Source organism: Bradyrhizobium sp. CB1015, from assembly GCF_025200925.1.
Taxonomy (GTDB): domain Bacteria; phylum Pseudomonadota; class Alphaproteobacteria; order Rhizobiales; family Xanthobacteraceae; genus Bradyrhizobium.
The window spans coordinates 766,867-781,175 of record NZ_CP104174.1 but is presented as its reverse complement, the minus strand read 5'-3'; the positions used below and the strand labels follow the sequence as shown (position 1 = coordinate 781,175).

10 protein-coding genes are annotated in these 14,309 nt (G+C 65.6%); 4 read left to right on the top strand and 6 right to left on the bottom strand.

The features are described 5' to 3' along the window. Positions 1 to 25: 25 nt before the first annotated feature. Positions 26 to 1,351 carry an MFS transporter gene (locus tag N2604_RS03480; protein ID WP_260373803.1) on the bottom strand — a complete coding sequence of 442 codons (1,326 nt, stop codon included), beginning with the start codon at positions 1,349 to 1,351 and terminating at the stop codon, positions 26 to 28. Positions 1,352 to 1,496: 145 nt separating this feature from the next. Here N2604_RS03480 and N2604_RS03475 point away from each other — a divergent pair, with 145 nt between their 5' ends. The 4 genes from N2604_RS03475 to N2604_RS03460 all read left to right on the top strand — a co-directional run bounded on the left by N2604_RS03475 (position 1,497) and on the right by N2604_RS03460 (position 6,161). Beyond that, positions 1,497 to 2,150: an ABC transporter ATP-binding protein gene (locus tag N2604_RS03475; RefSeq protein ID WP_260373802.1), complete on the top strand. Its 654-nt coding sequence runs from the start codon at positions 1,497 to 1,499 to the stop codon at positions 2,148 to 2,150. After that, positions 2,147 to 4,609 carry an FtsX-like permease family protein gene (locus N2604_RS03470; protein WP_260373801.1) on the top strand — a complete coding sequence of 821 codons (2,463 nt, stop codon included), beginning with the start codon at positions 2,147 to 2,149 and terminating at the stop codon, positions 4,607 to 4,609. Before N2604_RS03475 ends, N2604_RS03470 begins: the two co-directional genes overlap by 4 nt. Continuing rightward, on the top strand, positions 4,599 to 5,681 hold the full coding sequence (locus N2604_RS03465; protein ID WP_260373800.1) for a lipocalin-like domain-containing protein: 1,083 nt from the start codon (positions 4,599 to 4,601) through the stop codon (positions 5,679 to 5,681). Before N2604_RS03470 ends, N2604_RS03465 begins: the two co-directional genes overlap by 11 nt. 90 nt (positions 5,682 to 5,771) lie before the next feature. Then, the gene (locus N2604_RS03460) at positions 5,772 to 6,161 is read left to right on the top strand and encodes an MAPEG family protein (RefSeq protein ID WP_260373799.1); all 390 of its coding nucleotides are present in this window, start codon (positions 5,772 to 5,774) and stop codon (positions 6,159 to 6,161) included. 158 nt (positions 6,162 to 6,319) lie between these two features. Here N2604_RS03460 and N2604_RS03455 read toward each other — a convergent pair whose 3' ends face one another. The 5 genes from N2604_RS03455 to N2604_RS03435 form a co-directional block, all read right to left on the bottom strand. Continuing rightward, complete coding sequence (locus tag N2604_RS03455) at positions 6,320 to 7,510, bottom strand: ABC transporter substrate-binding protein (RefSeq protein WP_260373798.1); 1,191 nt, start codon at positions 7,508 to 7,510, stop codon at positions 6,320 to 6,322. 291 nt (positions 7,511 to 7,801) lie between these two features. Continuing rightward, a complete protein-coding gene (locus N2604_RS03450; RefSeq protein ID WP_260373797.1) occupies positions 7,802 to 10,966 on the bottom strand; it encodes an efflux RND transporter permease subunit in 3,165 nt (1,054 codons plus the stop codon). Next, entirely contained in the window at positions 10,963 to 12,162 is a 1,200-nt protein-coding gene (locus N2604_RS03445; RefSeq protein ID WP_260373796.1) for an efflux RND transporter periplasmic adaptor subunit, read from the bottom strand. The genes N2604_RS03450 and N2604_RS03445 overlap by 4 nt, the downstream gene beginning before the upstream one ends. A 286-nt stretch (positions 12,163 to 12,448) precedes the next feature. Then, positions 12,449 to 12,856 carry a hypothetical protein gene (locus N2604_RS03440; RefSeq protein ID WP_260373795.1) on the bottom strand — a complete coding sequence of 136 codons (408 nt, stop codon included), beginning with the start codon at positions 12,854 to 12,856 and terminating at the stop codon, positions 12,449 to 12,451. Positions 12,857 to 13,055: 199 nt separating this feature from the next. Further along, positions 13,056 to 14,168, bottom strand: a complete 1,113-nt coding sequence (locus N2604_RS03435) for an NADH:flavin oxidoreductase/NADH oxidase (protein ID WP_260373794.1) — start codon at positions 14,166 to 14,168, stop codon at positions 13,056 to 13,058. Positions 14,169 to 14,309: the final 141 nt, after the last annotated feature.

The following is a 14,309-nucleotide window of genomic DNA, read 5'->3' as shown; positions in this document are numbered from 1 at the left end:
CCGGGGGAGGGTAAGAGAGCCTCCCTTACGTCGGCGACACCGCGCCCTTCAGCGCCGGACCCTGCGCCGCCGCGCCACGCGTCAGCCTGGCCTTCTCCGTGTTCGGCCACAGCAGCAGCAGGCCGATGACGCCGGAGCCAATCATGACCACCGCGTTGATGGTGAAGCCGGTCAGATAGCCGTCGAGCATGCTGCCGGCGCGCTGGATCACGGCGCCCATCACGCTGGGCGCGATGATGCCCGAGAGCGTATAGAGCGCGCCGTAGATCGCGATCACTGCACCACGCTGCGAGGCCGGGGTGAACTCGCCGAGCATCGGCGGGCAGACCACGTAGATCGCGCCGCAGAGGCCGGAGCCAACGACGAGTAGCGCGATCTGCAGCCCGGCGCCCTCGACATGCGCCATCGCGGTGAGGATCAGGCCGCCGACGATGAGCGGCACCGAGCCGAGCACGCCGCGCGAGACGCGCGTGGTGTAGCCGCGCGCCATCATCACCTGCGAGATCCAGCCAGTGAGGATGACGATGGTGGCGCCGAACACCCAGGGCAGGATCGAGATGAAGCCGGCCTGGCTCTGCGAGAAGCCGAGCCCCTTGACGATGAAGGGCGTGAACCAGGTGAGACCCAGCGACAGCGCCCAATAGGCGCCGAAGGTCGCGATCACGCAGCCGAGGAAGGTGCGCGAGGTCAGAAGCTGCACGTAGGGAATCTTCGGCTCGGTGGCGACCAGGACCTCGGTATCCTCGAGCGGACCTTCCTTGCCGAGCGCGAGCCAGGCTGCGACCCAGATCAGGCCGACGACCCCGAGCGCGCCGAAGGCGTAGTGCCAGGAATGGTTGACGATGATCCAGTTCAGCGCCGGCACCGCCAGGATGACGCCGAAGGCCGAGCCCTGCGACAGGATCGCGGTCGGCAGCGTACGCTTCTCGTCGGGGAACCATTTGTAGATGGCGTGCGCGGCGACCGAGAACGCCGGGCCTTCGCCGGCGCCCAGCACGATCCGGCAGATCAAGAGCGTGGTGAAGGAGACCGTGCCGACCATCGGGAACTGCGACACCGCCCAGATCACCGCCAGCGTCAATAACACCCAGCGCGTCGGCACCTTGTTGACGATGAAGCCGACCACGATGGCCGAGATCGAGAACAGGAAGAAGAACGAGGACCCGAGCAGGCCGAACTGCTCGGCGCTGAGCTTCATCTCGGTCATGATCGGCACGCCGGCGAGACCGACTACGATCTTGTCCGCGAAGTTCACCACCATGAAAAGAAAGAGAAGAAATGTAACAGTCCAGGCGCCCTTTGGCGTTTTGGTCGTCCTAGCCGCCACATTCGGCGTTTCCCGAGCGCTCATCATTCTCCCCGTATGTCTTTTTCGGCACTTTTTTGATTTGGCCGTCTTGGAAGCTAACAGCGGCTTCAGGGCCAACGCAACCCCGGCATTTCCGCATCAGGTGTGCTAGGCAGCAATTCCGTTAATTCCGTCCGGCGCCATCATCGTGCTGAGCATCCGAAACCTCTCAAAAACCTTCTCCTCGGCCGGCGAGCCCGTCCACGTTCTGCGCGGCGTCGACCTCGACCTCGGGGCCGGCGAGCGCGTCGCGCTGACCGGTGAATCCGGCAGCGGCAAGAGCACGCTGCTGCACCTGATCGCCGGCCTCGATGCCGCCGATGGCGGCTCGATCCGGCTGGGTGACGCCGAGGTCACCAAGCTCTCGGACGCGGAACGGGCCAGCTTGCGGCGCGACCGCATCGGTCTGGTTTTTCAGCAGTTCAACCTGATCCCGAGCCTCTCCGTCGCGGACAATCTCGCGTTTCAGGCGCGGATCGCCGGCCGGCATGATGCGGCCTGGACCAAGGAGCTTGTCGAGCGGCTCGGACTCGGCAGTCTGCTCAAGCGTTATCCAGAGCAAATATCCGGCGGCCAGCAGCAGCGGGTCGCGATCGGTCGGGCGCTGGCGACAAAGCCCTCGCTGCTGCTGGCGGATGAGCCGACCGGCAATCTGGACGAAGCCACCGCCGAGGATGTGCTGGCACTGGCGCGCGATCTCGTCGCGCGCACCGGCTGCGGCTTCCTGATGGTGACGCACAGCCTGCATCTGGCCGCCACGCTCGACCGTCATCTCACGTTGCATGCGGGGCGCATTTCATGAGGCGCGCGCTCTGGGTGCTCGCCGTGCTGCTCAGCCATTGGCGGCGCCATAAAATGCAATTCGCGACGCTGCTCATCGGATTGATTGCGGCGACCGCGCTGTGGAGCGGGGTGCAAGCCATCAACCAGCAGGCCCGCAATGCCTATGACCGCGCGGCGGCGACGTTCGGCGGCGTGCGCACGGCGATGCTGATCGCTCCCAATGCGGCGACTTTCCCGCAGGAGCTGTTCATAAAGCTCCGCCGCGCCGGCTGGCCGGTGTCGCCGGTGCTGGAGGGACGTGTCCAGATCAACGGGCATCCGGTGCGGCTGCTCGGCATCGAGCCGGTCACGTTGCCGGTCGATGTCGGCAATGCGCCACGCCTGGGTGCCGCGGATCTCAGCAGCTTCGTTGCTCCGCCCGGCCAGACATTGGTGGCCCGGGAGACGCTGAGGGACTTGCAACAAGCGGAAGGCGCGGCCCCGGCGATCAGCAGCGGCGCAAAGCTGCCGCCGCTGCGCGTGCAGCCGCAGCTCGCACCCGGTGTGCTCGTGGTCGATATCGGCGTGGCACAGCGGCTGCTGAACAAGCCCGATCAGATCTCGCGGCTGCTGATCGGCAAGCCGAAGGGCAAGCCGGCATCGCTCGCGAGCGTCGTCGGCGAGCAGTTGCAGCTGATAGAGCCGAATGCGGAGACGGAGCTGGAGCGTCTTACCGACAGTTTTCACCTGAACCTCACCGCGTTCGGCTTACTGTCGTTCTTCGTCGGCCTGTTCATCGTCAATTCAGCCGTGGGCCTTGCCTTCGAGCAGCGGCTGCCGATGCTGCGCACCTTGCGCGCCTGTGGCGCCTCGGCGCGGCTGGTCAACATCGTGCTGGTGATCGAGCTGGTGGCGCTGGCGCTGGTCGCAGGCCTGATCGGGCTCGCTTGCGGCTATTTCATCGCAGCCGCCCTGCTGCCCGATGTCGCGGCCTCGCTGCGCGGGCTCTATGGCGCACAGATTCCGGGGCAGCTCAGCTTGCGAGGCGAATGGTGGCTCGCCGGGATCGGCATCAGCGTTGCGGGTGCGCTTGTGGCGGCAGCGACCAGCCTGATCAAGGCCATCAGGATGCCGGTGCTGGCGACGGCGCAGCCGGGCGCCTGGCAGCAGCGGCAACGCCGCTGGCTGATCCTGCAGAGCGGCGCCGCCTGCGGCGCGTTCGCCGTCGCGCTGCTGCTGTTCTACTACGGGCAATCGCTGATCGCAGGGTTCGGCGTGCTGGCCGCGCTGATGTTCGGTGCGGCACTGATCCTGCCGGCCTTCCTCGACATCATCCTGCTCGCGGGTCAGCGCCTCGCGCGAGGCCCGCTCGCGCTGTGGTTCTGGGCAGACAGCCGGCAGCAGCTCTCCGGGCTGTCGCTGGCGCTGATGGCGCTTTTGCTCGCGCTTGCCGTCAATGTCGGGGTGTCCACCATGGTGGAGACCTTCAGCCGCACCTTCATCGGCTGGCTCAACGGGCGGCTCGCCGCCGACGTCTACGTCAGCGCCTCCGACAATGCGCAGGGCGTCGCGATCCGTAATTGGCTGAAGGATCGCAGCGATGTTCAGGCGATCCTCTCGGGCGGACGCGCCGAAGTGCAAATCCAGGGTCAACCGGTCGAATTGCTCGGCCTGCCCGATCACGCGCTCTATCGCGAGCGCTGGCCGCTGCTCGAGACCGCGCCGCGCGCCTGGACCCGGCTGGTGCCGGGCAATGCCGCCTTCATCAGCGAGCAATTGAGCCGCCGGCTGAATGTGCAGATCGGCGACGTCCTCGAGGTGCCGGCGCCGGGCGGGAGCTGGGAGCTCGACATCGTCGGCATCTATGCCGATTACGGCAACCCCAAAGGGCAGCTCACAGTCAACGTCGCCGCGCTGATCCGGCAGTTTCCGCAGACGCCGCAGACCCGGATCGGCCTGATCGTCGCGAGAGAGAACATCCCCGGCCTGATCGCGGCCCTGCAGAAGCAGTTCGGGCTCGACGACCGCAGCGTCGCCGATCAGGCAACGGTGAAGGCGGAATCGATCCGCATCTTCAACCGCACCTTTGCGGTGACCTCGGCGCTGAATGCCTTCACGCTCGGCGTCGCCGGCATCGCATTGCTCACGAGCCTGCTGACCCTGGCGAATTCCCGCCTGCCGCAGCTTGCGCCGCTGTGGGCGATCGGCCTGACGCGGCCGCGCCTTGCCGCGATCGAGCTGACCAAGACGCTCTCGGTCGCGCTGTTCACGGCGCTGCTGGCCGTGAAGCTCGGACTGGTGGTGGCCTGGTGCCTCATCGCCATCGTCAATGTGAAAGCGTTCGGCTGGCGCCTGCCGTTCCATGTCTTCCCGTTGCAGCTGGCGGAGCTGGTCGCGGTGGCGCTCTTCGCCTCGCTGCTTGCGGCGCTGCTGCCGATGGTGCGGCTGGCGCGGATGCAGCCGGCGAACCTCGTCAAGGTGTTTGCCAATGAGCGCTGAAAGAATCACGCGGCGCGGCTTCGCCGGCGGCATCGCTGCGCTGGCGCTCGCACGCCGCGCGGCCGCGCAGGGCTATGCCGGGCTCGGCGAGACAGCGAACGGCTTTGCGAAGGTGACGCCAGGAAAGACGTTCGTCTTTCCTGGCGATCACGGACCGCATCCGGAGTTTCGGATCGAGTGGTGGTATCTCACGGCAAACCTCGTCGATGCGAGCGGCGCTCCTTGCGGCCTGCAATGGACGCTGTTCCGCCAGGCGGCGCAGCCAGGTCCGCAAGGCGAAAGCTGGGCCAATCAGCAGGTGTGGATGGCGCATGCGGCGGTGACGCGCGCCGACACCCACCGCTTCTCCGAAACGTTTTCACGCGGTGGCGTCAGACAAGCCGGCGTGACGGCGAAGCCGTTCGATGCATGGATCGACGATTGGGAGATGAAGGGTCTCGAGCGCCCCGACGATCGCACCTTGGCGCCGCTGACGCTGAAGGCGTCCAGCACCGATTTCAGCTATGCGCTGACGCTGGACGCCGACCGGCCGGTCGTGCTGCAGGGCGATCGCGGCTACAGCCGCAAGTCGGAGCGCGGGCAGGCGTCCTATTATTACAGCCAGCCGTTCTACCGCGCGCGCGGTACGCTCAGCATCGACGACAAGCCGATCGACGTCTCGGGCCGGGCCTGGATGGACCGCGAATGGAGCAGCCAGCCGCTCGACGCCGACCAGACTGGCTGGGACTGGCTGTCGCTGCATCTGTCATCCGGCGACAAGCTGATGCTGTACCGGCTGCGGCAGAAGGACGGCAAGGATTATCCGTTCGGCAATTGGATCAGCGCCAGCGGCGAGACGCAGATGATTGCAGGCAGCGACATCCAGATGATGCCGAAGGCGACGGCGGAAGTCGCGGGACGCGAGCTGCCGGTGCAATGGCAGATCGCGATCCCGTCGCGATCGTTCTCGATCCTCTGCAAGCCGCTCAATCCGAACGCCTGGATGGGGACTGGCTTCTCGTACTGGGAAGGGCCGATCCACTTTGCCGGGACGCATGACGGCGTTGGCTATCTCGAGCTGACCGGCTATTGAAGCGCGGTTTGCGTGGATTCTATTTTTGACGCGTTTTCTTGACGCGAACCGGTATCCACTTCGCTCGAAAACGCTTTGGGGGATTTCGCGATGTATCATCTCACCGCCCTCGTCACGCTGCTGGTGATCGCGTTTTATTTCTTCACCGCCATCAACGTCTCGCGCTCGCGCACCAAGACCGGCGTCAAAGTGCCCGCGATGGGGGGCCATCCGGATTTCGAGCGGGCCTTCCGCACCCAGATGAACACGCTGGAATGGATGCCGATTGTCCTGCCCGCGCTCTGGCTGTTCGCGATCTATATCAGCGACGCCATTGCGGCGGGGATCGGCGCGATCTGGATCATCGGCCGTATCGTCTATTTCGTCGGCTATTCGCAAGCAGCGGCCAAGCGCGGCACGGGCTTCGCGATCCAGGCGCTCGCCGCCATGGCGCTGTGGGTCGGGGCGCTCGGGGCGGTGGTGTTGCGGTTGGTGTCGTGAAGTACGCCACCTCCCGTGCACCTGTCCCGGGCGCGGTGCAGCGTGTAACGCTGCGCCGCTGAACCGGGACCCAGTCGAGCCTCTACGTCCGACGAAGTGTGGGTCCCGGCTCTGCGCAGCAGCGTTTCACGCTGCAGCGCGTCCAGGATACGAGAGCGTCACTTCGTCAGCGGACAGCCGCTCTCCTTGGCGGTGAAGAAGGCCTTGTCGCCGGGGACGGTGGCGAGCAGCTTGTAATAGTCCCAGGGCTTCTTCGACTCCGAGGGCTTCTTGACCTCGAACAGATACATGTCGTGGACCATGCGGCCGTTCTCGAGCACCTTGCCGCCTTGCGCGAACTCGTCGTCGACCGGCAGCTCCTTCAGCTTCTTGGCGACGGCATCCGGATCCTTGGTCCCGGCGGCCTTGACCGCCTTGAGGTAGCTCAGCGTCGCCGAATAGGTGCCGGCGTGGATCATGCTCGGCATCCGCCCGGTGCGCTTGAGGAAGCGCTCGCCGAGATGGCGCGTCTTGTCGTTGAGATCCCAGTAATAGCCTTCGGTCAGCACCAGCCCTTGCGCAGCCTGAAGGCCGAGGCCGTTGACTTCGGCAAGCGTCATCAAGAGGCCTGCGAGCTTCTGGCCGCTGGAGACGATGCCGAACTCGGACGCCTGCTTGATCGAATTGGTGGTGTCGAGGCCGGCATTGGCGAGGCCGACGATCTTCGCCTTCGAGCTTTGCGCCTGCAGCAGGAAGGACGAAAAGTCCGAGGAGTTGAGCGGCACGCGCACCGAGCCGAGCACCTTGCCGCCATTGGCGGTGACGATCTCGCTGGTGTCTTTCTCCAGCGCGTAGCCGAAGGCGTAGTCGGCGGTGAGAAAGAACCAGGTGTCGCCGCCGGCTTTCGTCAGCGCACCGCCGGTGCCGACGCCGAGCGCGCGGGTGTCGTAGGCCCAGTGGAAGCCATAGGGCTGGCAGGCATCGCCGGTCAGCCGCGAGGTCGCCGCGCCAACGACGATGTCGATCTTCTTCTTTTCCTTGGAGAGCTCGTGGATCGCGAGCGCAACCGAGGAGGTCGTCAGCTCCGTGATCATGTCGACATTCTCGACGTCGTACCAGCGCCGCGCGATCGAGCTCGCCAGATCCGGCTTGTTCTGGTGGTCGGCGGTGACGAGCTCGATCTTCTGGCCGAGCACCTCGCCGCCGAAATCCTCGATCGCCATCTTCGCCGCTTCGACCGACCATTTTCCGCCGTAATCGGCATAGACGCCGGACTGGTCGTTGAGGATGCCGATCTTGACGCCTTGCGCCGATGCAGGAACCGCAATCAAGAGGGCCGAGGCCGCTGCGGCCCAAAGTGCTGATTTCATATGTTTAACTCCCAGCATTCTTCTGTGAAATCGCGCGGATAGTAGTGAAGAACCCCGCGTGCGCCCATCCGTTTCATGTTGGCCGTAGGTATGGGATTTTGCGCACCAAGCTCCCGCTGTCGTCCCGGGGCGCGCGGAGCGCGAGCCCTGGACCCATAACCACAGGGAGACGTTCGGCGATGACTCGGGGTTACTGAGTCGCCCCACACTTCTCCCTGGGGTTATGGGCCCCCGCCTCCGCGGGGACGACAGCGGTGGGTACGGAGACGACTATGGCCATCGAGGCAGACGTCAGGCCGCCGCCTCCGGCTTCTTGTGGCGCCGACCTTCCGCCAGGTTCCGCACCACGACATAGAAGATCGGCGTGAACAGAAGGCCGAACAGGGTGACGCCGATCATGCCGAAGAACACGGCGACGCCGACGGCCTGGCGCATCTCGGAGCCGGAACCGGTCGAGATCACCAGCGGCAGCACGCCGAGGATGAAGGCGAACGACGTCATCAGGATCGGCCGCAAGCGCAGGCGGCAGGCGTCGATGACGGCCTCCAGCCGCGGCTTGCCTTCGTTCTCGATGTCGCGCGCGAATTCGACGATCAGGATCGCGTTCTTCGCCGCGAGTCCTACCAGCACGACGAAGCCGATCTGGGTGAGGATGTTGACGTCCTGGCCCATGATGCGCACGCCGATGGTGGCAGCGAGCAGGCACATCGGCACGATCAGAATCACCGCGAACGGCAGCGTCCAGCTGCCATATTGCGCAGCGAGCACGAGATAGACGAACAACACGCAGATCGGGAACACGTAGAGACCGGCATTGCCGCCGGTGACCTGCTGATAGGACAGGTCGGTCCATTCGAAGGTGAAGCCGCTCGGCAAGGTGTCGTTCGCGAGCTGCTTGATGGTGTTGAGCGCGGTGGTCGAGCTGGTGCCCGGCGCCGGCTCGCCCTGGAGCTCGGACGCCGCGTAGAGATTGTAGCGCGCGACGCGGTCGGGTCCCGAGACATCCTTGAACTCGACCACGCTGCCGAGCATCACCATATCGCCGGAAGCATTGCGCGTGCGCAGACGCGCAAGGTCGCTCGGTTCTTTTCGGTACGGAAAGTCGGCCTGCGCGGTGACGTGATAGGTGCGGCCAAACAGGTTGAAGTCGTTGACATAGGTCGATCCGAAATAGGTCTGGATCGTCTCGTTGATGTTGGAGATCGGCACGCCCAGCTTCTGCGCCTTGGTGCGGTCGATATCGACGAAAAGCTGCGGCGTGTTGGCCGTGAACGGCGAGAACACCGCGGGGCCAAGCAGCAAGGGCGATTTGCGCGCGGCGGCGACAAGCTCGTCGGTGGCCGCAGCGAGCATTTCAGGCCCGCGGCCCTGGCGGTCCTGGATGCGGATGGCAAAGCCGCCACCGGTGCCGATGCCGGGCACGGCCGGCGGCGGAATCACGATGATGAAAGCGCCCTGGATCGCGGACAGCCGTTTGCGCAGCTCGGCCGTGATGGCGGTGGCGGACAGACCCTTCTTCAGCCGCACCTCCGGCTCGTCGAACACGGGGAATAGCGCCGCCGCATTGCCGGCCTGCGTGCGGGTGGCACCGGAGAAACCGGCAAAGGCGGCGACGCGAACGATGCCCGGCGTATCCAGCGAGATCCGCTCGATCTCGCGCACGACCTCGGTGGTGCGCGCCAGCGATGCCGCACCCGGCAATTGCACGGATATGATGACGTAGCCGCGATCCTGCGCCGGGATGAAGCCCTGCGGCGTGGTCACGATCAGCCAGCCGGCGCTGCCGATCAGCACGACGTAGATCAGGAGCATCACCACCGAATGGCGGATCACGAAATTGGCAAGGCCTGCATAGCCGTGCGAGAGCCGGTCGAACAGTCGGTTGAACACGCCGGTGAAGGCACCCCACGCCCGCGCGATGACATTCCAGGCGGCCGGCGGCCGCTTCTCTTCGTGCGGCGTAAGGATCTGCGAGGCCAGCGCCGGCGACAGCGTCAGCGAGCAGAAGCAGGAGATCGCGGTCGCGACCGCAATGGTGACGGCAAATTGCTGGAAGAATTGCCCGGAAATGCCGCCGAGGAACGCGGTCGGGACGAACACCGCGCATAGCACCAGCGCGATCGAGACCAGCGCGCCGCCGACCTCCTCCATCGTCTTCAGCGCGGCATCGCGACGACTGAGGCCGTGCTCGAGATGGCGCTCGACATTCTCGACCACGACGATGGCGTCATCGACCACGATGCCGACGGCGAGGACGAGGCCGAACAAGGTGAGATTGTTGATGGAGAAGCCCAGCGCCGCCATGACCGCGAAGGTGCCGACCAGCGAGACCGGGATCGCGATGATGGGAATGATCGCGGGCCGCCAGCCCTGCAGGAACACCAGCACCACGACGACCACGAGCAGCATGGCCTCGTAGATGGTCTTGATCAGCTCGTGAACCGACTGCGCGATGAACTCGGTCGGGTTGTAGCCGATATTGTAGTCGAGGCCCTTAGGAAAGCTTTCCTTGAGCCTCGTCATGGTGTCGGAGATGTTTTTTGCGGTCGCGAGCGCGTTCGACCCGGGCCGCTGCGTCACCAGCATGGCCACCGCCGACTTGCGCAGCAGGAAGCTGTTGGTGGAATAGGCCAGCGCCCCGAGCTCGATGCGGGCGACGTCGCGCAAACGAACGACCCGGCCGTCGGAGCCTGCCTTGATCAGGATGTCCTCGAACTGCTTCTGGTCCTTCAAACGCCCGGTGAAGGTGAGATTGGGCTGGAAGGCGCGGTCGGCGATCGGCGGCTCGGCAATCTGGCCGCCGGCGATCTGCACGTTCTGGGCGCGGATCGCGGCCAGCACCTCGGCGGAGGTCAGGCCGAGATTGGCGATCCGGTCAGGATCGAGCCACAGCCGCATCGAATAGTCGCGGGCGCCGAAGATCTGGATGTCGCCGACGCCGTCGAGGCGCAGCAGCTGGTCGCGAACCTGGAGCAGCGCGTAATTCGAGATGTAGAGCTGGTCGAAGGTGTCGTCAGGCGACAGCATGAACACGACCATCAGGATGTCGGGCGAGTTCTTGCGCGTGGTAACGCCGTTGCGCTGCACTTCCTCGGGCAGGCGCGGCTGGGCGATCGCGACGCGGTTCTGCACCAGCACCTGGGCCTTGTCGAGATCGGTGCCGAGCTTGAAGGTGACGGTGATGGTGAGCTGGCCGTTCGACGTCGCCTGGCTGTAGAGATACAGCATGTCCTCGACGCCGTTGATCTCCTGCTCGATGGGAGCTGCGACCGTGTCGGACACGGTCTGCGCGGAGGCGCCGGGATATTGCGTCGTGACGACGACGGTCGGCGGCACCACTTGCGGATATTCGGAGACCGGCAGTGTCGTGTAGGCGAGCGCGCCGACGATCAGGAGCACGATCGACAGCACCATCGCCAAAATGGGCTGGTTGATGGAGAGACGGCCGAGATTCATGGCTTGCCACCGGCCGGCGCTTGCGCGGTCTGGGGAGCGACCTTGGCGCCGACGCGGGCGCGCTGGATGCCGTTGACGATGACGCGGTCGTCGGCCTTCAGCCCTTCACGGATCACACGCAGGCCGTCGTCGAGCGGTCCGAGCACCACGGGCCGTGCCTCGACGGTGTCATCAGGCTTGACCACGAAGACGATCTTGCGGGACTGATCGGTCGCGATCGCAGCGTCCGGAAGCAGCAGCGCCTCGTAAGGCGCGCTGCCGATCAGGCGGACGCGGCCGAACTGGCCGGGCAGGATCGACAGATCGGTGTTCTTGACCACCGCGCGGCTGCGCAGCGTGCCGGTCGAGACGTCGAGCCGATTGTCGAGGAAATTGACGGTGCCCTCGTGCGAGGGCTTGGTCTCGCCGGCCAGCGTCACTTGCACGGGGTTTGCGGTATCGCGCGAGCTTGGCCGCCGTCCCTCGAACCACAGTTTGCTGTACTTGATGAACGTCGCCTCATCCATGTCGAAATAGATGTAGATCGGATCGAGCGCGACGATCGAAGTGAGCAGCGTCGAGGTGCCGGTGTCGCTGCCCTGCACGAGATTGCCGGGGCTGACGAGATGCCGGCTGACGCGGCCGGTCAGCGGCGCAGCCACATGCGTGAACTCGATATTGAGCTTGGCAGCCTTCAGCGCCCCTTCGGCCTGCATCTCGGCGGCGTGCGCGGCCTGCAGGGCCTGGCGGCGCTGGTCGACGACCTGCTCGGAGACTGCGCTGGTCTGCACCAGATTGAGACCACGATCGAGCTCGCGCTTGGCAAGCTCCACTTTCGCCCGTGCGTCGGACAGTTGGCCCTCGGCCTGAGTGGCCACCGCCTCGAACGGGCGCGGATCGATCACGTAGAGCAGATCACCCTGACGCACGATGGCGCCGTCCTGGAACTCGACCGAGTTGACGAAACCGCCGACCCGCGGGCGCACCTGGACCTCCTCCACCGCCTCGAAGCGGCCGGTGAACTCGTCCCAATCGGTGACCGTGCGCTTGACCGGCTGGGCGACCGTCACCGGCGGCGGTGGCGGAGCCGCAGCCTGTGATGCCGGCTTGTCGCAGCCGGACAAAACGAACGCCGCGGCGAGAAGCCCGACGATTGCGCTGACCTGAACGAAATCGTGCTTTTTGACGAACTGCTCGCTTCCGTCCGGTCCGCTCATCCCAGGTCCTCGCATCAAAGCCGCAGAAAATGCAGGGTACGCCTCTACCTGCGGGCGCCACAAGATGGGTTGCGAAGATAAGCTCTTCAAGACCAATGCGCGTGCAATGCTGCGAACGATGCCCTGACCGGATGATGGGTTGACAGGGAGAGAGACGACGCCGTGCAAGGCAGTTGAGGCAAGCCAGACCCTGCCGTGAAGGATCGGGGCTCTCGGATTTGAGAGCTTTTCCCCCGGCCATCCATCAATATGCCCGCTTCAGGCGGGCGCCTCATGAGGGAGAGAGCTACTTCCGCAGCCTGGCCTTGGCGCCGGCGACGATCTGCATGGCGACGCCGGCGATCCAGCCGACGAAGGCGAGCCAGGTCCAGGCCATGTGCGGATCGAGCCGGAGCACGATCACGCCGACCGAGGCGAAGGCGCTGAGCGTGGCGCAGAGCGTGCCGGCGGCGCTCATGAGCTCGGCGGCGTCGATCTGGCTGTGCGCATCGTCGAAAGGCATCTGCGGCGTGTCGATGCCGAGATAGAAGCCGATGCCGCCGAGCAGCATCATCAATAGCAGGAAGCCCTGCGTGGTGAGAGTGGGGATCGCCGAGCCGACATAGGCGCCGACGAACAATCCGCACGCGGCCCCCGCCATGGCAAGACCGACGCGCTCGAACAAATGGGCAGTCTTACGAACACGAAAACGCATGGCGAGCCTCCGCGAGGCGTTGAGTGCTGAGAGGTTAGGCCAGTTTCGCGGTGGGTGGAAGGCGAGGGGTTTTACGGATGCGTGAGGGGGTGAGAGCGAGCGCAACACACTCGGCAATCGTCCCGGACAAGCGCGGAGCGGAGCGAAGATCCGGGACGACAGCGGAGCTTATAGCGCCGTCATCGCACCACACTCGCTGTCACCGCGCCCCGAACGTGGTCTTGCCGAACAGCGCCTTCTGCGTCGAGGGCTGCGAGCGCCAATATTGCGGCGGCGCCTCGACCATTCCGCCGAGCTCGGCGGCGGCGTGCCAGCCCCAGCGCGGATCGTAGAGCAGGCCGCGCGCGAGCGCGACCATGTCGGCCTTTCCTGCCGCGACGATCTCCTCCGCGTGCTTCGGCTCGGTGATCAGGCCGACGGCAATGGTGGGCAGACCGGTCTCGCGCTTGATCGCCTCGGCAAACTGCACCTGATAGCCGGGGCCGAGCGGGATTTTCTGCTGCGGCGAGACGCCGCCGGAGGACGCATCGATCCAGTCGACGCCGCGCGCCTTCAGCGCGTTCGCGAATTCGGTGGTCTGTGCCAGATCCCAGCCGCCTTCGACCCAATCGGTCGACGACACCCGCATGCCGACCGGCTTGTCGGCGGGGAACGCGGCGCGCACCGCGTCGAACACTTCCAGCGGAAAGCGCATGCGGTTTTGCAACGACCCGCCATATTCGTCGGTGCGCTTGTTGGAGATCGGCGACAGGAATTGATGCAGCAGATAGCCATGCGCGCCATGGACCTCGATAGCGTCGATGCCGAGCCGCGCGGCGCGCTTGGTCGAATCGACGAAGGCCTTGCGGATGCGCGTCAGGCCCGCCGCATCCAGCGCCAGCGGGGCGGCCTCGCCCTCCTTGTGCGGCACCGCCGATGGCGCCACCGTCTGCCAGCCGCCCTGCCCTTCCGGAATCAATTGGCCGCCGTCCCAGGGGCGCGCACTCGAAGCCTTGCGGCCGGCATGGGCGAGCTGCATTGCGATCGCGGTGGAAGAATGCTTGCGCACCGAATTGAGGATCGGCTTCAGCGCGGCTTCGCAGGCATCGCTGTAGAGCCCGAGGCAGCCCGGCGTGATGCGGCCGATCGCCTCGACATGCGTCGCCTCGATGCAGAACATCGAAGCGCCCGACAGGCTGAGATTGTTGATGTGGGTGAAGTGCCAGTCGGTGGCGACGCCGTCCTCGGCCGAATATTGGCACATCGGCGACACGACGAGGCGGTTCTTCAAGGTCAGGCCGCGCAGCTTGATCGGGGAAAACAGGGCGCTCATGCGGGGAGTTCCGGGGGATGGAGGATGGTGATGGGAGTGTAGTGAGGGACGCGCGGAATGCTAGTTGCGCGGCGGGAATGGGGGACCGTGGGGCCATGCATTGCGCGGGTCGTACAACTCGGTTGTCATCCCGGGGCACGC